Source organism: Gordonia sp. SCSIO 19800, assembly GCF_018132775.1.
Taxonomy (GTDB): domain Bacteria; phylum Actinomycetota; class Actinomycetes; order Mycobacteriales; family Mycobacteriaceae; genus Gordonia; species Gordonia hongkongensis.
On the sequence record NZ_JAGRQM010000005.1, the window covers coordinates 290,660 to 310,094 of the forward strand.

Consider the following 19,435-nt stretch of genomic DNA (forward strand, 5'->3'; position numbering starts at 1 on the left):
CGCGACCTGCGTGAGGACACGATGCGCTGCCCCTTCTGCAAGAACGACGACACCAAGGTCATCGACTCGCGTGTCGCAGATGAAGGGCAGGCCATCCGCCGCCGTCGCTCCTGTGTGGAGTGCGGTCGCCGGTTCTCGACCGTGGAGAGCGCCGTGCTCGCGGTGGTCAAACGCAACGGCGTGACCGAGCCGTTCAGCCGGGAGAAGGTCATGCGTGGCGTGCGGCGAGCCTGTCAGGGCCGCCACGTCGCCGAGGACGCGCTCGCGCAGCTCGCCCAGCAGGTCGAGGACACGGTGCGCGCCAGTGGATCGGCCGAGATCCCCAGCAACGAGGTCGGACTCGCCATCCTGGGCCCGCTCCGCGATCTCGACGAGGTGGCGTATCTGCGCTTCGCCTCGGTGTACCGGTCGTTCGACTCGGTGGAGGACTTCCAGCGCGAGATCGACGACCTGAAGGCGGCATCGGGATCCGGGAGCGCGCTCGCCGAACCCGTGTCAGCCGAGTCGGTCCAGAGCTCGTAGGACCCGTTTCTCCGACACCGGGAACGCGGTGCCGAGACGCTGGGCGAACAGCCCCACGCGCAACTCCTCGACGAGCCACTGCGCTTCGTCGTCGACCACCGCCCGCCGGTGCTCGGGTACCTGTTCGAGGCGTTGGGCCCACCGTTCGACGACGCGATCGACGGCGGCCACCCCGGCCTGGTCGCGTGCTGCGGACGCGGGTAGTGCCTCCAGACGTGCTTGCGCGCCGTCGAGATAGCGCGGCAGATTCTCCAGGTGGCGTCGCGCGGTAGCCGCCACGAATCCGTCGAACACGAGGTGGGCGACCTGTTCGGCGACGTCGTCGGCAGCCAGCGAACCGGCGTGCCGGTCGATCGCCGCCCGCAGCGGGGACATCCGTTCGAGGGCTGCGACGGCCAGCGAGAAGTAGTCCGGTGCGGCCGCGGCGACCCGTGGCCGGATCCGTTCGAGCAGCGCCGAGAAGGATTGTGGTGAGCGAACCGCGGCGAGCTCTGCGTCGTCGATGTCGGCGACCGTGTCCCGAATGGCCCGTCGGGTGCAGTCGGCGAGCAGTGCCTCGGTGGTCGAGTACGGGCTCTGGCTCAGGGCGAGTCGTTCGACCGGACTCAGCGAGCCGGCGATCCGCTTGTGCAGCGGAGGTATCGCGAGGTCGAGGAGGGCGACGATCCCTCGTCGCAGGAGGCGGTCTCGTGTCTCGGGGCTCGCCGCATCGACGACGACGACGCCCCGCGCGTGGCCCTTCGCATCGGAGACCACGTCGATCGTCGGGTACCGGGTCAGCCGCTGCCCCGCGACATCGACCGTGGTCTGCTCGGCGAGCGAGCCGATCCCGTCTGCGGTCCAGGTCCGATACAGGGTGCGCGACACCGTCTTCGGCGCCGCGGGCGTTCCGGTCTGCTGAAGTTCGGGCAACGAGTCGGCGCGGGAGACGATCCGCCCGGAGTCGTCGGCCACCGCGAAATGCATGCGCAGGTGCGGCGGTACCCGGTCGGTGTCGAAATCGGCTGCGGTCACCCGCATCCCGGTGATCGCGGAGAGCTCGCGCGCCAGCCCGGTGGCCAGCGGCTCTTTGCGCGGGGTGAGCCGGCCGAGCGCGAGTTCGGCGAACCGCTGCGCGGGTGACATGCTCTTGCGCAGCTGTTTCGGTAGCGACTTGACCAGTGCGGTGGCCAGTTCGGCGCGCATGCCCGGTACCGACCAGTCGAAACCGGCCGGTCGGACATGGGGGAGCAGTGCCTGCGGGATCACGACGGTGACGCCGTCGTCGGGTGCGCCCGGTTCGAACCGGTAGCGCAGTTCGAGTCGGGTGTCGCCCTGCTGCCAGGCGCCGGGATAGTCCGTCGGGGCGACGTCGGTGCCTCCCGTGACGTCCTCGGGGCGCAGATCCAGCAGATCCGGTTCGGCCCGGCGGGCCTTCTTCCACCAGGTGTCGAAGTGCCGAGCGGAGGTGACGTCGGCCGGTAGCCGCTGGTCGTAGAACTCGAAGAGCTGGTCCTCGGTGATCACGAGACCCCGGGTGCGCGTGCGGTTCTCGACGTCCGAGGCGGCCTCGAGAAGCTTGCGATTGCGGTCGAAGAAGGCGTGCTGCGTCCGCCAATCGCCCTCGACGAGAGCGTGCCGGATGAACAGCTCTCGCGAGACCACCGGGTCGATGGGGCCGTAGTCGACGCGCCGGCGGGCGACGAGCGGGACCCCATACAGGGTCACGCGTTCGTAGGCCATCGCCGCTCCGCGTTTCGCCGACCAGTGCGGTTCGCTGTGGGTGCGCTTCACCAGATCACCGGCGAGTTTCTCGGCCCACAGCGGATCGATCCCGGCGACGGTGTGGGCGAACAGGCGCGACGTCTCGAGGACCTCGGCCGCCATGATGAAGGCGGGCGGCTTCTTGGCGAGCGGAGAGGCGGGGAAGATCGTCAGTGTGGTGTTGCGCGCACCGGTGAACTCGCGGCCCTCGGTGTTGCGGGCGGCGATGTTGCTGAGCAACCCGGACAGGATGGATCGGTGGACGGCGTCGGCGTCGAGTTCGGTGGGCGCGACCGACCAGTCGAGGTCCTTGACGATTTCGGTCAGCTGCCGGTGGAGGTCCTGCCACTCCCGGATGCGCAGGAAGTGGAGGTACTCCCGTTCGCACATACGTCGAAAGCGGCTGCCGGACAACTCCTTGCGCTGTTCGCCGAGGTACCGCCACAGCTCCACGTAGGACAGGAAGTCCGACTGCGGGACGACGAAGCGCCGGTGCTGGGCGTCGGCGGCCTCACGGTGCTCGGCCGGCCGTTCCCGTGGATCGGGGAGCGACATCGCGGCGGCGATCACGAGAAGGTGGTCGAGACAACCCAGTTCATGTCCGGCGATGAGCATCCGGGCGACCCGGGGATCGACCGGGATCCGCGACATCGACCGGCCGATCGGGGTCAGTCGCGGGGGCCCGCCCTCGCGCGGGACGGTGATGGCGCCGAGTTCGGTGAGAACACCCATACCGTCGCGGATCGCGCGGTCGTCGGGCGGCTGGACGAACGGGAACTCGGCGATCTCACCCAGTTTCAGCGAGGTCATCTGGAGGATGACCGCCGCGAGGTTGGTGCGCAGGATCTCCGGGTCGGTGAAGGCCGGCCGGGAGTCGAAGTCGTTCTCGCTGTAGAGACGGATGCAGACGCCCGGGGCGACACGACCGCATCGACCGGCCCGCTGCCGGGCACTGGCCTGTGAGACCGGTTCGATGGGAAGACGATTGACCTTGGTCCTGGTCGAGTACCGACTGATACGGGCGGTGCCGGTGTCGATGACGTAGCGGATGCCGGGCACGGTCACCGACGTTTCGGCGACGTTGGTCGCCAGCACGATCCGGCGTCCGTCGGAGGGGGAGAACACCTTCTGCTGCTCGGCGATCGACAGTCGCGCATAGAGCGGCACGATCTCGGCACCGGGACCCTTGCTGCCGCCGGTTCGTCGACGGAGCGCCTCGGCGGTCTCTCGGATGTCCCGTTCGGTGGGCAGGAACACGAGGATGTCGCCGCGGCCACCGGCCCACAGTTCGTCGACGGCGGCGTCGATGCCCTGGATCTGGTCGAGATCGGCATGTTCGCCGCCGCCGGCGTCGTCCCCGTCGTCGGGGCGTTCCTGCAGGCTCAGCGGTCGATACCGGATCTCGACCGGATAGGTGCGTCCGGATACCTCGATGACCGGGACCGAGGTCTTCGGCGTGCTGAAATGCCGTGCGAAGCGCGCCGGTTCGATCGTCGCCGAGGTGATGATCACCTTCAGATCGGGGCGTCGGGGCAGCAGGCGGCGCAGATAGCCGAGGATGAAATCGATGTTGAGGCTGCGCTCGTGGGCCTCGTCGATGATGAGGGTGTCGTAGCGGCGCAGCATGGGGTCGGTGGCGATCTCGCGGAGCAGAATGCCGTCGGTCATGACCCGGACGAGGGTGTCGGCGCCCGACCGGTCGGTGAACCGGACGGAGTAGCCCACCGCGTCGCCGAGTTCGGTGTCGGTCTCGTCGGCGATGCGCTTGGCGACCGAGCTCGCGGCGATGCGCCGGGGCTGGGTGTGCCCGATCGACCCGCGGATGCCACGCCCGAGTTCGAGGCAGATCTTGGGGAGCTGGGTGGTCTTGCCCGAGCCGGTCTCGCCCGCGACGACCACGACCTGGTGGTTGCGGATCGCCTCGGCGATCTCGTCGCGTGCGGCGGAGACCGGTAGTTCGTCGGGGAAGCGCATAATCGGCACGGTCGCGCGCCGCCGGTCGAGACGGGCGCGTGCCTTGTCGACATCGGCGACCAACTGTCGCCACTTCGCGGCATCCGGGCGCGCGGCGAGCCGATCGATGCGACGACGCAACCGGTCGGCGTCGACGAGGCCCACGTCGTCGAGTGCGCGGAGCAGATCCGAGCGGGGGATGTCCGATGCAGCGGTGTCCGGTGGAGACGGGGACGGGTCAGGTGACGAGGACGGGGCCGACATGATCACTCCAGGATATGGGGAAGCGTCGAGGCCGGTTCACCCCAGTGGCCGCGTGGGCCGGGTGGACCGGCATCATGGGGCCATGGCTGATGGTTCGAGCACTGGTACTGGATCGTTGTGGCACGGTTTCGCCGACATGGGTGCGGTGACCGCGAGCGGGCCGTTCGTCGTGACCAGGGGAGAGGGTGCGCGGATCTTCGACCGCGACGGCAACTCCTACCTGGATGCGACCGCCGGACTGTGGTTCACCAACGTCGGGCACGGCCGGACCGAGATCGCCGATGCCGTCGCGCGCCAGCTCGGCACCCTCGCGCACTACTCCAACTTCGGTGACTTCGCGAGCGACGTCACCCTGCAGCTCGCCGAGGAGCTCGGCGCCATCGCGCCGGTACCCGGATCGAAGATCTTCTTCACCTCCGGCGGCAGCGACTCCATCGACACCGCGGTCAAACTCGCCCGCCGCTACTGGGTGGAGCAGGGCCGCGAATCCAAGCGGGTCGTCGTCAGCCGCACCAAGGCCTATCACGGGATGCATGCCGCGGGTACCTCGCTGGCGGGCATCCCGCTCAACCACGACGGCTACGGCGAACTCATGCACGACGTCCAGAACGTCGAATGGGACGACGCGAAGAGCCTGCTCGGTCTCATCGAGCGCGTGGGCGCCGACAACATCGCCGCGTTCTTCTGCGAGCCCATCATCGGGGCCGGCGGCATCTATCTCCCGCCGGAGGGCTACCTCGCCGAGGTGCGGGACATCTGCCGCGACCACGACATCCTCTTCGTCGTCGACGAGGTCGTCACCGGCTTCGGCCGCATCGGCGGCGAATCCTGGTTCGCCTCCGCACGATTCGGCCTCGAACCGGACATGATCACCACTGCCAAGGGGCTCACCTCGGGGTATGTCCCGATGGGCGCGGTGTTCATCGCACCGCGGATCGCCGAGCCGTTCTTCGCCGGTGGCGTCTGGTGGCGGCACGGGTACACCTACGGCGGCCACGCGGGCGCGGCGGCGGCGGCCCTCGCGAACCTCGAGATCATCCGCCGCGAGAACCTCCTCGCCGAGGCGACACGGCTCGAAGGCGACCTCGCCGCCGCGCTGTCGCCGCTCGCCGACCTCGACACGGTCGCCGAGGTCCGGACCGGACTCGGCGCGGTCACCGCGGTACAGCTGGCCGACCCCGCGACGGCCCCGGCGACGGTGGTCAAGCTGCGCGAACACGGGGTGAGCACCCGCGCCGCAGGTCAAGGGGCGCTGCAGATCTCGCCCGCGTTCGTGATGACGACCGCCGAGGTCGGCGAACTCGCCGACCGGATGCGCGCGGCGCTGAGCTGACCCTGGGGCGCCCGTTCGTGCTGCTCCCTGAGGAGCGCCTGGAGCTTGCGGAGGGCGCGTCACGAAGGGGCCCGGCTGCGAACCGCAGCCGGGCCTCGTCCGTCGTGGTGCAGATCAGGCGTTGGCGAGCACCTCGGTGGTCGCGATCGCCTGGGCGACACCGCTGACGATCGACGCGACCTTGAGCGCCTCGAGGATCGCCTCACGGTCGACGCCGGCCTCGCGCAGGGTGTTCTCGTGCGCGGCGACGCAATGACCGCAGCCATTGATCGAGGACACCGCGAACGACCACAGCTCGAAAACGGCCTTGTCGACGCCGGGGTTGCCGATGATGTTCATCCGCAGGCCCGGACGCAGGTCGTCGTACTTACCGTCGAGGAAGCCGCGACCCCGGTAGAACACGTTGTTCATCCCCATGATCGACGCGGCGCCGAGCGCGGCGTTGTAGGCCTCGGCGGACAGCGTGTCGGCGGCCTCGTCGGCGATCTCGCTGAGCACCTTGGCGTTTCGCGTGGCGGCAGCGGTCGACAGCAGGGTTCCCCAGAGCTGCTCCTCGGTCAGCGCGGTGGTGCGGCTGATCGAACCGAGGTTGAGCTTGAGGTCTTTGGCGTACTCGGGAAGTGCTTCCTTCAGGTTGTCGATGCTCATCTGTTCTCCTCTCAGACGCCGGCCGTCATGAGCTCGCCGGCGTCGATCGTCGGGTCACCCTTCTTCCAGTTGCAGGCGCACAGTTCGTCGGACTGCAGTGCGTCGAGGACGCGCAGGACCTCGTCGACGTTGCGGCCCACGGAGCCCGCGGTGACCGACACGAACTGGATCTCGTTGTTCGGGTCGATGATGAAGGTGGCGCGGTCGGCGACGCCGTCGGCATTGAGAACGCCTGCGGCGGTGGCGAGTTCGCGCTTGAGGTCGCTCAGCATCGGGAACGGGAGGGTCTTGAGGTCCTCGTGCTGTGCGCGCCACTGGAAGTGGACGAACTCGTTGTCCACCGAGGCGCCGAGCACCTGGGTGTCGCGGTCGGCGAACTCGTCGTTCAGCTTGCCGAACGCGGCGATCTCGGTCGGGCACACGAAGGTGAAGTCCTTCGGCCAGAAGAACACGACGCGCCACTGACCGGGGTGATCGTCGGACGACACGGTGGTGAAGTAGTCGTCGGGCTGCTGGGCATTGACCTTGCTGAGGTCGCCACCGATGACGGCGGTGAGGTTGTAGGCAGGGAACTGGTCACCGATGGTGAGCAGGGCCATGTATCGCTCCTTCAGCTGGTGAATGTACGGAATCTGCGCGCGAATGAGTTTCGCGACGTACAGGTACCATCGTGCCGGATTACGGTCGAAAACGAAACGTGATTACTAGCACTACACTGATAAGCATGTCCGATAGAACTTATCGGCCGACCATGGCCGGGTTGCGTGCCTTCGTCGCACTCGCGCATCGACGCCACTTCGGCACTGCGGCAGCCGATCTCGGTGTCAGTCAGCCATCGCTGTCGCAGGCGTTGTCGGCGTTGGAGTCCGGTCTCGGTGTGACCCTCGTCGAACGCACCACGCGGCGTGTCCTGTTGACCGCCGAGGGTGACGAACTCCTCCCGCGAGCGATCGCGGTGACCGAGGCCATGGACGAGTTCACCTCGGCGGCCGCCGGAACGGGCCGACCGCTCAGCGGGCCGCTGCGGCTGGGGGTCATCCCCACGGTGGCGCCCTACGTCCTGCCGACGCTGCTGCGCGGACTCGGGCAACGGCTCCCGGACCTCGTACCCCGGGTGGTGGAGGAACAGACCGCCCGCCTCATCGAACAACTGCGCACCGGCACGCTCGACGTCGCGCTGCTCGCTCTCCCCGTCGACATGCCCCGCATCGTCGAAGTTCCCATCTATCGTGAGGATTTCGTTCTCGCACTCCCGTCCGGTCACGCGCTGGCCGGACGCCGCCGCGTCGATCCCACCGCGCTCGCCGACCTGCCGCTCCTCCTCCTCGACGAGGGGCACTGTCTGCGCGATCAGGCGCTCGAGGTGTGCCGGCTCGCGGGCGTGCGGCCCGATCTGGGTCAGACCCGGGCCGCCTCGCTGACCACCGCGGTGCACTGCGTCGTCGGCGGACTCGGCGTGACGCTCATCCCGCAGACGGCGGTGGCCTCCGAGACGGCGTCGGGTGATCTGGCCACCGCGACCTTCGCGGCCCCGCGGCCGGGGCGGCGGATCGGCCTGGTCTTCCGGGCGTCCGCGCGCCACGACGAGGCCTACCGCGAACTGGGCTCTCTCATCGGCGATCTCGTCGGCGCGACCGGTGCCGTGTCCGCGCTCTAGACCGTGCCGCCGGCCATCTCGGCCGCGGCCGCCTGTGCGGCGAGAGCCTCCCACTCGTCGACGAGACTCGAGTCGACCTCACGGACCATGGTGCCCAGCTCCTCGACGATCCGCTCGATCTCGGGGGTCACGACGCTCGTCGGAACGCCCTGCCGGAGAACGCGATAGCAGTCCGACAGATAGCGCAGCAGCACGCCCTCGCTGCGCGCCAGCCCGTACGCGGAGATCAGCTCGGTGAAGGTCATGGCCTTCTCCAGCATCTCGCGGAGCACCGACTTCGGCGCCGGCGGGAACGACGACACCCACGGGTGCCCGCGACGATAGATGTCGAACGCGGCGTAGATCTCCTCGGCCAGCGGCTGCGGCCAGGTGATCTCCTCCAGGCGCGACATCCGCTCCTCGTACTCGATGCCGTCGGCCTTCATCTCCGCGATCGCGGCGTCGCGCGCGACCTTGCGCTGGGCCAGCAGCAGGGGTCGCGGGTTCTCCAGGGTCGATTCGAGGATGGAGACCACATCGAGTGCGTGAGTGGACGACTCGGGGTCGAGGATCTCGAACGTCGCCAGCGCGAAGGCGGACAGCGGGTTGGTCAACGCGAAGTTCTCCGGCATGTCCACGCTCAGGGCGATGTGCCGGCCGGTGTCGTCGGGTTCGGCGAGTTGCACGACGATGCCCGCGTCCCGGAGCCCCCGGTAGAGCTCGATCGTGTGCTTGATGGTGCGCAGCTGGCGGTCGCGCGGTTCGTGATTGTCCTCGAGAAGGTGGCGGACCGCGGCGAAACAGTCGCCCGGTCGGCCGAGTACCTCGAGGAGCATGGCCGTCGTCATCTGGAAGTGGCTGCGCAGGGGCTCGTCGGGCGCATCGACGAGCTGGAGGAAGGTCTTCTCCCCCCACGAGACGAAACCCTCGGGTGGCTTCTTGCGCACCAGCTTTCGGAGCTTCTTGGGATCGTCGCCGGCCTTGGCCACCGCACGGGCGTTCTCCACGTCGTGGTCGGGAGCCTGCGCGACGACATAGCCGATCGTGTCGAAACCGGCCCGCCCGGCCCGGCCGGCGATCTGATGGAACTCGCGTGCCCGCAGCCGCCGGACCCGCCGTCCGTCGTATTTGCTCAGGGCCGCGAACAGGACCGTGCGGATCGGCACGTTGATGCCGACGCCGAGGGTGTCGGTGCCGGCGATCACCTTCAGCAGCCCTTGCTGCGCAAGACGTTCGACCAGACGGCGGTAACGGGGGAGCATCCCGGCGTGGTGGACGCCGATACCGGCGCGCAGCAGTTTGGACAGTGTGTTGCCGAAGCCGGTGGAGAACCGGAAGTCACCGATCGCCTCGGCGATCGCCGCCTTCTCCGCTTTGTCGCAGATCCGGACGCTGAGCAGCGCCTGCGCGCGGTCCACCGCGGCGGCCTGGGTGAAGTGCACCACGTAGATGGGCGCCCGTCCCCGGTCGACGAGCTCCTCGATCGTCTCGTGGATCGGGGTCATCGCGTAGGCGTGGTCCAGGGGGACCGGACGCTCGGCGCCGGTGATCTCGACCGTCTCGCGTCCGGTGCGCCGGGTCAGGTCGTCGACGAAGAACGACACGTCGCCGAGCGTCGCCGACATCAGCAGGAACTGCGTCGACGGCAATTCGATGAGCGGGACCTGCCAGGCCCAGCCGCGGTCGGGTTCGCCGTAGTAGTGGAACTCGTCGGCGACGAGGGTGCCGATGTCGCTCGCACCGCCGGCGGCGAGGGCGAGGTTGGCGACGATCTCGGCGGTCGCACACACGATGGGCGCGTCGGCGTTGACCGCGGCGTCGCCGGTCAGCAGTCCGACCTGGTCGGCGCCGAACATGGCGCACAGCTCGAAGAACTTCTCGCTGACGAGCGCCTTGATGGGTGCGGTGTAGAACGCACGCTCGCCGCGGCAGCGCGCGAAGTACAGCGCGCCCGCCGCGACGAGTGATTTGCCCGAGCCGGTCGGCGTCGCCAGGATCACGTGGCTGCCGGCGAGGAGCTCGAGAAGCGACTCCTCCTGATGCGGGTAGAGGTCGAGGCCGCGTCCCGTCCACCACTCGGTGTACCGCTCGAGTGCGGTGTCCTCGTCGTCGGTGGGGACCAGGACGTGCGGCGCGGGTATCGGTGCGGTGTCCGGGATCAGATCGGTGATCGCGGACCCTCGTCCCCGGGGTCGGCCTCACCGTCGCCGGTCTGCTCGGCCAGGAACCGTTCGAGTTCGGCGCCGAGTTCGTCACCGCTGGGCAGCGATTCCTCGGCGGCGAGCAGCGACGAGCGTTCCTGCGCGGCCTGGGTGAACGTGTCGTACTGGGTCTCCAGCGCAGCCACCACGGACTCGATCTCCGAGTTGCCCTCGACCTCGTTGTCCACCTGTGCGCGTACCTTCTCGGCGGCGCTGTCGAGAGCGGCGAGGGGGAGGTCGAGACCGGCGAGCTCGGCGACCGCCGCCAGCAGGCGTGCGGACGCCGCCGGGTAGTTGGTCTGCGCGAGATAGTGCGGGACATGTACCGACAGGCCCGACGCCCGGTAGTCGTGTTCGCCCATCCGCAACTCGAGGAGCATCGACGCGCTGGCGGGCAGCTTCATCGCCGATCCCCACCGGGGCAGGTCACCGAGGGCGTCGGGATCACTGCCGTGCGCCGTGATCGACGGCGGTCGGGTGTGCGGCACGGCCATCGGGATCGCGTTGAGGCCGATGACATCGGTGACGCCGAGTCCGTCGCTCAGGCGTCGGACCGCGTCGACGAACTGCTCCCACCGGAGGTCGGGTTCGGAACCGGCGAGCAGGAGGAAACCCTTGCCCGAGTTGTCGCGGATCGCGTGCAGCGCCAGCGTCGGCATCTCGACGTCGGTGAAGGTCTCGCCGCTGAACGAGATGGTCGGCCGGCGTGACCGGTAATCCATCAGCTCGTCGGAGGAGAAGGTCGCGACCAACTCGGACTCGAGGCTGTCGCGGAGGTGCGTCGCGGCCAGCGCGACCGCGTGCCCGGCGTCGGCGAAGCCCTCGAGCGCGTGGATCAGTACCGGACCCGTGCCGTCGGGCCGGGTCACCTGCGGAGCGGGAAAGGCGAGTTCATACAGCGCGTCGTTGCGCGCGGGCTGCTCGTCCACGTCGTCCCTCCTTCTGCTGGCAGCTGTCCCGGAAGAGACAGCTGAACGTCCATTGTCTCGCACCGCACCCGGCGGTGGCCACTCGCCTCGGTGCAACCACCTCGACACACCGGAGATTCCCCCAGTTGGTGTTCCTGTTTGTTGTTCCCCAGGGGTGTGTCCTCGACACCTGGCGAAGGCGCCGGTGGCACAGTAGACCGTTGTGATCGAGCCGCATGCGCCCCGACTGCGCCTGTCCCTGTCCGGCCGCCTCGTTCCCGGCGCGGTGGCCGGTCTCGTCGCCGCGGCGCTCGTGCTGTCCGCCTGCTCGGTCGGCGGTCAGCCGGAGCCGTCGAGTCCGGACCTGTCCGCGCGATCGGTCGAGGCCGCGGACTTCCCGGACGGCGCCGCGAGTCCCATCCCGACGTCGGCGGTCGCGAACGCGCTGGCCGACGTGACCGGGGCGCCGATGCCCGGACAGACGGGCACCGAGGTGTCGCCGCCGGAGTGTGCACCCGCGTCCGTCTCCGCGGACGGAGCGGTCGCGTTCCTGGGTCCCGGCCCGGGGGAGCGGGCCACCCTCACCTCGGTCGTGGCCGGTGTCGAGACGCCGCTCGGCGACGTGGTCGAGTCGGCCGAGCGCTGCCCTGAGACCACCACGACCACGTTCGGGGCGTCTTCGACGATCACCACCGAGGTGCTGCCCCCACCGCCGGCGCCGGACGGGGTCGACACCGCGACGATCCGCCGCACGATCGTGACCGGCGGCGGTGTCCCGTCCACCACGAGCGCTCTCACGCTGCTCGGCGAGCGGGACGGCGTCCGGGTGTACACCGAATACCGTTGGCCCGCAGCAGGTCCCGTACCTCCCGAAGCGTCCGCCGCGCTCGACACGCTGTTCGGAAAGGCGCTCGCGGCCGCGTTCGGCTGACCAGTACCGCCCTGTGGATGACCTTCCCCGGTTGTCCACAGCGTGTGTCGACCGCCGTTCGAGCGGCTTCGCTGCGGGTGACGCTGTCGCCATGCAGATCCTCGAACCACCACCGCACGGCCCCCACGACCCGACGACGCTGCTCACCTCGATCCCCGCTCGACTGGGGTTCGTCCCCGAGCGGTCGATCATCGCGATCGCCATCGCCGGCGACCGCACGGTGAACGCGACCATGCGGCACGACCTCGCCCTCGAACCCGACGGCAGCCCCACGCGCGAACTGGTCGTCGTCCTCGCCGGACTCGGGGAGATCACGTCCACCTACGGCATCGAGGAGATCGTGGTCGTGATCGCCGATGACCGCTACCCGGCGGACGACCGTCGCTATCGGCGGATCCTCGCGATGAGCGACCGGTACTTCGCCGATGTCGGTGGTGTCGCCGCCGGCTTCGTGATGCCGGGCTTCGATGCCGGCGTGCACTGGTCGACCATCTGGTGTCCGGAGGACCGGGCCTGGTCGGTCGACGTGTCCGCGGGGTCGGCCGGACAACTCGACGATCCGCACACGAGTCCGACCGCGGTCGCGGAGGCGGTGCGCTCGGGGCGACGGATTCTTGCCCGGCGCTCGGAGATGCGGACGATGCTCGAACCGCTCGACGGCGAATGCGGTCCGGGACGTCCGCTGCCGGACTGTCGGGCGTGCCGCGGCATCGATCTGGATCAGAGCGATCTCGATTTGTTCGAACCCGAGGAAGAGGACGTCGAGGCCTCGACACGGGCACTCGACCTGGTCATCAGCGCGATGATCGAAGCGGAACAACCCCTGGATTGTGGCGAACTGGACCGACTGGAACGGGCGATCCTGCGCCCCGACGTCCGCGACGCCGCGCTCGCCCTGGCCGTCACCGAACTCCGGGGAGCCGCCGAACACCTCTGGCGAGAACTCACCCGCCGTCTGACCGGACGCGGAAGGTCCACCGCCGCAACACTTCTCGCACACCTGCACTACATCGGCGGGGACGGCGCCTACACCGGTGTCGCCCTCGACGTCGCGCTTGCGGGCACGGACACCGACCACCTGGCCACGCTGCTCGACACCGCCCTGCGGGCAGGTGTCCGCCCGGCCAGGCTGTGGGGCACCATCGAGAAGTCCTACGACGCCGCGAAACGCCTCGGCGTCGTCATCCCGGCGGCGACACTGCGTACCGCCGGGTGACCACTGCAGACCTTGCTGTGTCAGACCTTGCTGTGTCAGACCTTTTCGACGACCTTCTCGACGAACAGCGAGTGCGCCATGTCGGACGAGAGTTCGAGGCCGTCGTGACCGGGTGTGTCGATCGTGATCGTGCCGGCCGTGTTCGACACCGTCACACGGGCGTTGGGAACCACGCCCGCCTCGCGCAGCGCGCCGAGCAGTTCGGTGTCGGACTGGGCGTGTTCGGACAGGCGACGCACGATGACCGGCACCGTCTCACCCGGCGGGAGGTCGGCGAGGCGGGTGGCGCCGTCGTCGGAGCTCGGCACCTCCACGCCCAGCAACTCCAGTCCCGGGATGGGGTTTCCGTAGGGCGAGGTCGTCGGGTATTCGAGGACCGCGAGCAGGCGGCGTTCGACGTTCTCGCTCATCACGTGCTCCCAGCGGCAGGCCTCCTCGTGGACCTGATCCCAGGGCATTCCGATGACGTCGACCAGGAGGCGTTCGGCGAGGCGATGCTTGCGCATCACCGCGACGGCGAGCGTGCGTCCGCGGTCGGTCAGTTCGAGGTGCCGGTCCCCGGCGACCCGGAGGAGACCGTCGCGCTCCATGCGGGCAACGGTCTGCGACACGGTGGGACCGGACTGGTCCAGACGCTCGGCGATCCGCGCCCGCAGCGGCACGATGCCCTCTTCTTCGAGATCGTAGATCGTTCGCAAGTACATCTCGGTGGTGTCAACCAGGTCGTTCACTGTGCGCAATCCCTTTCGTCCCCGCCAAGATTACCCTTTTCGGGAGTGGTGACCGCGATCTCACCGCGACCGGGGAGTCCCGGGGCGGCGGTACGTGGCGCGCACTCGTGTCCGACGCGACATCCGTGGCCGCTGCGCGATGTGTACCACTAGCCTGAGGTCGTGATCAACACTACGAGCGCCCGATGACGACGGCCGTCATCTGGAGCGAGGACTTCCTGTCCTACCGATGGGCCCACACGCACCCGATGAACCCGGTCCGACTCGCCCTCACGATGACCCTCGCGCAGAGCCTCGGAGTCCTCGACGACGTCGAGACGATCCCGCCGCAGGCCATCGACGACGACGCCCTGACCGTCGTCCACAGCCGCGACTACATCGACGCGGTCCGTGCGGTCGGTTCGGGGACGGCGTCGCTGTCGGGGCCGTTGCTCGAGCGGTTGTTCGGCCTCGGCGACGCCGACAACCCGGTTTTCACCGGGATGCACGAGGCCGCGCGCCTGCTCGTCGGCGGCACGCTGGCCGCGGCGCAGACGGTCGTCTCCGGGGCGGCGACGAGAGCGGTCAACATCGGCGGCGGCATGCATCATGCGATGCGTTCGCGCGCCGCCGGATTCTGCATCTACAACGACTGCGCCATCGCGATCAGGTATCTGCTCGACCACGGTTTCGACCGCATCGCCTACATCGACGTCGACGCCCACCACGGCGACGGCGTCCAGGTCGAGTTCGCCGCCGACCCGCGGGTGATGACGGTCTCGCTGCACCAGCACCCGGCGACCCTGTGGCCCGGCACGGGATGGCCGACCGAGGTCGGGGACGGCGACGCGGCGGGCAGCGCGGTCAACCTGGCCCTCATGCCCAACACCGAGGACCGGTTGTGGCTGCGCGCCTTCCACGCCGTGGTGCCGTCGCTGATCGCCGAGTTCCGGCCGCAGATCATCGTCAGCCAGTGCGGTGCCGACAGCCACCGCGCCGATCCGCTGACCGACCTCTCGCTGACCGTCGACGGACAGCGGGCGGCGATGATCGCCATGCGCGACCTGGCCGACAAGTACTGCGAGGGCCGCTGGATCGCGGTCGGCGGCGGTGGCTACGGCGTCGTCAACGTGGTGCCGCGCAGCTGGACGCATCTGCTGGGCGTCGCGCTCGGTCGCGAGGTCGACGTGTCGTCGGTCATCGACGAATCCTGGTGTGCCACAGCCGAACAGATCTCCGAGCAGGTGCACTCCGACTATGCCGCCCCGCCCGTTCGGGTCATGGGCGACGGGGGCATCGTCGACTACCAGCCGTGGGCCGGCGACGCCGGCCAGGAACCACCCGAGGGTGTCGCGGCCAACGCCCAACGCCAGACCGACCGCGCGATCCTCGCCACCCGACGCGCGGTCTACCCGCTCCACGGTCTCGACCCGGAGGACCCCCGTGACTGACGACACCTCGACCGCCGACGCCACCGCGCCCGCAGGCGCTCCCGCGATGGCCGATCAGCCGGAACCGCGTAGCCCGTGGGACTATCCGCGGCACTGGATCGCCGATGTGCTGGCCTCCGATGGCGGCGTCGTGCACCTGCGACCGATCGTGCCCGACGACGCCGACCGCATCGTGGCCTTCCACTCCAAGCTCTCCGAGCGCACCCGGTACATGCGGTACTTCGGTCCGACCCCGACCCTGCCGCCGCGCGAGGTGGCCCGGATGACGACCGTCGACCACCAGCAGCGTGTCGCGATCGTCGCCGAACTCGGGGGCGAGATCATCGCGGTCGGCATCTACGAGGGTCTCGGCTTCGACGGCAAACCCGAATCGGCCGAGGTGGCGTTCGTCGTCGCCGATGAACACCAGGGCCGCGGCCTCGGACCCATCCTGCTCGAGCACCTGGCCGGTGCGGCGGCGGAGAACGGGTTCACCCGTTTCGAGGCCGAGGTCCTCAGCGAGAACCCGAACATGGTCGCGGTGTTCCGCGACGCGGGGTATCAGCTCGCACGGAGCTTCGACGGCTCGACCGTGCACGTCGAGTTCCTCATCGACCCCACCGAGGCGCTGCTGTCGGTGCGCAACGCCCGTGAACGCGCGTCGGAGGCCCGCAGCGTCGCCAATCTGCTGCGACCCGCCTCGGTCGCGGTGATCGGGGCCTCGACCGACCCGAACAAGGTCGGAAACGCCCTGTTGGCCAACATCATCGCCGGGGGATTCACCGGGCCGGTGTTCCCGGTCAACGGCCCCGCCCGGGTCGAGGAGGAGCCCGAGCCGGGACGGCCCGGTGTCGGCCGCGAACCGACGCCGGCGCGTCGTCGCACCCGGGAACGACCGCCGTCGGTGCGGGGGATCCGGGCGTACGAGACCGTCCGCGACATCCCCGACCCCGTCGACCTCGCGGTGGTCGCGGTGCCGGCCGCGCGCGTCGACGACGTGCTCGACGACTGCCTGGTCAAGGGTGTGCGCACGCTCGTCGTGGTGTCGTCGGGCTTCGGCGAGTCCGGCGAGGAGGAGGGCCTCGAGAACGAGCGCCGCCTGGTCGCCCAGGTCCGCGAGCACGGGATGCGACTGGTCGGGCCGAACGCGCTGGGCGTTGCGAACAACGACCCGGCGGTCGCGCTCAACGCGACCCTGGCGCCGCGCATCCCGGCCGCCGGCCGGGTCGGGTTCTTCTGTCAGTCGGGCGCCCTGGGCATCGCGATCCTCGACACCGCGGCCCGTCGCCAGATCGGCCTGTCGACGTTCGCCTCGGCCGGCAACCGCGCGGACGTGTCCGGCAACGACCTCCTGCAGTACTGGGACACCGACGCCACCACCGACGTCATCCTGCTCTACCTGGAGAGCTTCGGTAACCCGCGCAAGTTCTCCCGGATCTCGCGGCGGGTCTCACGCTCGAAGCCGATCATCGCGGTCAAATCCGGCCGGGGTGCGATGACGCCGGTCCGGGCGGCGCGCTCGGCGGCCACCCTCGACGACCAGATCGCCCGCATGATGCTCGAACAGGCCGGCGTCATCCAGGTGGACACGATCCCCGAGTTGTTCGACTGCGCGGCCGTGTTCGCCTATCAGCCGCTGCCGCGCGGCCCGCGCGTCCGCATCATCGGCAATTCGTCGGTGCTGGGCAGCCTGGCGGCGGACACCGCGCGCAACGGCGGCCTCGAGGTCGTCGACACCGTCGATCTCGGTGCCGGCGCCTCGGAGGAGGAGTTCGAGTCGACGGTCTCGGCGGCCATGGCCGACCCGGGCGTGGACGGGATCATCGTCGTGTTCGTGCCGCCGGTCGCGGTCGGCGCCGACTGGCACGCCCGGGCGCTCATGGCGGCGGCCAACACCCCCGACGCCGACGCCGACAAGCCGATCGTCACGACCTTCCTAGCCGTCGACGGCATCCCGCCGGGGTTGACTCGGCCCGGCCCGAACGGCATGCCGACCAAGGGGTCGATTCCGTCGTACGGCTCGCCCGAGCGCGCGGCCGCGTCACTGGCGAGGGCGTGGCAGTACGCCCGGTGGCGCCTGCGGCCGGAATCGGTGGTCCACCGTCCCGACGGCACCGATCCCGAGGCCGCGCGGATGTTCGTGCGCGAGGCTATGGTCGGCGACGGTGCGTCCGGTCGTCCCGCCGAACGGTTGCTGGGGCATGTGGAGTCGGCGAAGCTGTTGCGCTGGTACGGGATCGACGTGGTCCCGTTCCGCGAGGTGACCACGATGCACGAGGCATCCGCGGCGGCCCGTGAACTCGGGCTCCCGGTGGCGGTGAAGGCGACGTCGGACAAGTGGCGCGGTCGTCTCGATCGCGAGGGCGCGCGCCTGGACCTACCCGACGCGACGACGGTGGTGACGGCGTTCGCCGAACTGACCGAACTCACCGGCGACCGCGTGCTGCACGTGCAGAAGATGGCGCCGAAGGGCGTCGGCACGGTCATCCGGGTGCGCGACGATCCGTCGTTCGGTTCGGTGATGTCGTTCGGTCTGTCCGGGCGGACCTTCGATCTGCTGGGCGACCACGGTTACCGCGCCGTCCCGCTGTCCGAACTCGATGCACGGGAACTGATCGAGGAGCCGCGTTCGGCACCGCTGCTGTCGGGCTACCGCGGGGAGGAGCCCGCTGACAAGGAGGCGCTCGCCGATCTGCTGCTGCGCATCTCGACGCTCACCGACGACATCCCGGAGGTCCGCGAGGTGGTCTGCGATCCGATCCTGGCCTCGGTCGACGGCGCGGCCGTTCTCAATGCCCGGATACGCGTGGGCCCGGTGCCCGACAGGCGGGACACCGGACCCAGGCGACTCGGGTGACCGAGTGGACTCAGTGAAGGAGGCGGCTGAGCGTGCGGGGACGCTCAGCTGGCGTAGGCGCGCAGGCGCTCGGCACGGTCGCCGTGGCGGAGCTTGCCCATGACCTCGCGCTCGATCTGACGCACGCGCTCGCGCGACAACCCGAACATGCGGCCGATCTGATCCAGGGTGCGCGGCTGGCCGTCGTCGAGGCCGTAGCGCATCCGGATGACCTGCTGCTCGCGCTCGTCCAGCGTCGCCAGGACGGCGCGGATGTCGGAGTGCAACAGGCCGGCGATGACGGCGTTCTCGGCGGAGGTGGCCTCGGCGTCCTCGATGAAATCGCCCAGGGGAGCTTCCTCGTCGCTGCCCACCGGCATGTCGAGGCTCACCGGATCGCGGCTGTGGTCGAGCAGGTCGGCGATCTTCTCCGCGGGGATGCCCGATTCGTTGGCCAGCTCGTCGTCGGTCGCTTCGCGGCCGAGCTGCTGGTGCAGCTCGCGCTTGATGCGGGCCAGTTTGTTGACCTGCTCCACGAGATGGACGGGGAGCCGGATCGTGCGGCTCTGGTCCGCCATTCCGCGGGTGATCGCCTGACGAATCCACCAGGTGGCGTAGGTCGAGAACTTGAAGCCCTTGGCGTAGTCGAACTTTTCCATCGCCCGGATCAGACCGAGGTTGCCCTCCTGGATCAGGTCGAGGAGAGGCATGCCGCGGCCGGTGTAGCGCTTGGCCAGCGACACGACCAGGCGGAGGTTCGCCTCGAGCAGGTGGGCCCGGGCGGCCTCGCCTTCACGGACGATGACCGCGAGGTCACGCTTCTTGGCCGCGGACAGCCGCTTCTTGTTGGCCAGAACGTGTTTGGCGTAGAGCCCGGCCTCGATCTGCTTGGCGAGTTCGACCTCCTGCTCCGCGTTGAGAAGTGCGGTGCGACCGATTCCGTTCAGATAGACACGGACCAGATCCGCTGCTGGAGACTGGGCGTCGAGATCCTGTTCGGTCATCGCCGGCCGGGTACCCGGAGGGGTGACTTCGGCGAAACCTTTGGTCGGGGTCGAACGTGCAACTGTCGAGCGTGACATGCGGCCTCCTGACTTGAGTGCG

The 19,435-nt window shown here is 69.4% G+C and carries 14 protein-coding genes; 7 read left to right on the top strand and 7 right to left on the bottom strand.

Translation table 11 applies throughout. The features are described 5' to 3' along the window. Positions 1-21: 21 nt before the first annotated feature. Complete coding sequence (gene nrdR / locus KB201_RS08770) at positions 22-522, top strand: transcriptional regulator NrdR (protein WP_058250310.1); 501 nt, start codon at positions 22-24, stop codon at positions 520-522. On the opposite strand, the gene hrpA is transcribed toward nrdR, so the two are convergent. Then, positions 496-4,482: an ATP-dependent RNA helicase HrpA gene (gene hrpA, locus KB201_RS08775; protein ID WP_211538833.1), complete on the bottom strand. Its 3,987-nt coding sequence runs from the start codon at positions 4,480-4,482 to the stop codon at positions 496-498. The two genes, nrdR and hrpA, sit on opposite strands and share 27 nt — an antisense overlap. A gap of 82 nt (positions 4,483-4,564) precedes the next feature. Here hrpA and KB201_RS08780 point away from each other — a divergent pair, with 82 nt between their 5' ends. Continuing rightward, complete coding sequence (locus tag KB201_RS08780) at positions 4,565-5,815, top strand: aspartate aminotransferase family protein (RefSeq protein WP_065628911.1); 1,251 nt, start codon at positions 4,565-4,567, stop codon at positions 5,813-5,815. Between the two features lie 114 nt (positions 5,816-5,929). Here KB201_RS08780 and KB201_RS08785 read toward each other — a convergent pair whose 3' ends face one another. After that, the gene (locus tag KB201_RS08785) at positions 5,930-6,463 is read right to left on the bottom strand and encodes an alkyl hydroperoxide reductase (RefSeq protein WP_058250203.1); all 534 of its coding nucleotides are present in this window, start codon (positions 6,461-6,463) and stop codon (positions 5,930-5,932) included. A gap of 11 nt (positions 6,464-6,474) precedes the next feature. Then, positions 6,475-7,062: a peroxiredoxin gene (locus tag KB201_RS08790; protein ID WP_058250204.1), complete on the bottom strand. Its 588-nt coding sequence runs from the start codon at positions 7,060-7,062 to the stop codon at positions 6,475-6,477. 125 nt (positions 7,063-7,187) lie between these two features. Here KB201_RS08790 and KB201_RS08795 point away from each other — a divergent pair, with 125 nt between their 5' ends. Next, a complete protein-coding gene (locus tag KB201_RS08795) occupies positions 7,188-8,120 on the top strand; it encodes a hydrogen peroxide-inducible genes activator (RefSeq protein ID WP_211538835.1) in 933 nt (310 codons plus the stop codon). Here KB201_RS08795 and KB201_RS08800 read toward each other — a convergent pair. Both KB201_RS08800 and KB201_RS08805 read right to left on the bottom strand, forming a co-directional pair. Continuing rightward, positions 8,117-10,240 (bottom strand): RNA helicase, encoded by a 2,124-nt coding sequence (locus KB201_RS08800; protein ID WP_176455902.1) that lies wholly within the window; start codon positions 10,238-10,240, stop codon positions 8,117-8,119. The two genes, KB201_RS08795 and KB201_RS08800, sit on opposite strands and share 4 nt — an antisense overlap. Positions 10,241-10,257: 17 nt before the next feature. Continuing rightward, positions 10,258-11,229: a proteasome assembly chaperone family protein gene (locus KB201_RS08805; protein WP_058250207.1), complete on the bottom strand. Its 972-nt coding sequence runs from the start codon at positions 11,227-11,229 to the stop codon at positions 10,258-10,260. A 202-nt stretch (positions 11,230-11,431) separates the two neighbouring features. On the opposite strand from KB201_RS08805, the gene KB201_RS08810 reads away from it, so the two are divergent. Further along, on the top strand, positions 11,432-12,139 hold the full coding sequence (locus KB201_RS08810; RefSeq protein ID WP_078112306.1) for a hypothetical protein: 708 nt from the start codon (positions 11,432-11,434) through the stop codon (positions 12,137-12,139). 91 nt (positions 12,140-12,230) lie between these two features. Beyond that, on the top strand, positions 12,231-13,355 hold the full coding sequence (locus KB201_RS08815) for a DUF4192 domain-containing protein (protein WP_058250208.1): 1,125 nt from the start codon (positions 12,231-12,233) through the stop codon (positions 13,353-13,355). Positions 13,356-13,390: 35 nt separating this feature from the next. Here KB201_RS08815 and KB201_RS08820 read toward each other — a convergent pair whose 3' ends face one another. Further along, positions 13,391-14,086 carry a metal-dependent transcriptional regulator gene (locus tag KB201_RS08820; RefSeq protein WP_058250209.1) on the bottom strand — a complete coding sequence of 232 codons (696 nt, stop codon included), beginning with the start codon at positions 14,084-14,086 and terminating at the stop codon, positions 13,391-13,393. A gap of 185 nt (positions 14,087-14,271) precedes the next feature. On the opposite strand from KB201_RS08820, the gene KB201_RS08825 reads away from it, so the two are divergent. Further along, on the top strand, positions 14,272-15,516 hold the full coding sequence (locus KB201_RS08825) for an acetoin utilization protein AcuC (protein WP_058250210.1): 1,245 nt from the start codon (positions 14,272-14,274) through the stop codon (positions 15,514-15,516). Positions 15,517-15,562: 46 nt separating this feature from the next. Then, on the top strand, positions 15,563-18,352 hold the full coding sequence (locus tag KB201_RS08830; RefSeq protein ID WP_247452094.1) for a bifunctional GNAT family N-acetyltransferase/acetate--CoA ligase family protein: 2,790 nt from the start codon (positions 15,563-15,565) through the stop codon (positions 18,350-18,352). A 44-nt stretch (positions 18,353-18,396) separates the two neighbouring features. On the opposite strand, the gene KB201_RS08835 is transcribed toward KB201_RS08830, so the two are convergent. Further along, the gene (locus KB201_RS08835; RefSeq protein WP_171011532.1) at positions 18,397-19,335 is read right to left on the bottom strand and encodes a sigma-70 family RNA polymerase sigma factor; all 939 of its coding nucleotides are present in this window, start codon (positions 19,333-19,335) and stop codon (positions 18,397-18,399) included. Positions 19,336-19,435: the final 100 nt, after the last annotated feature.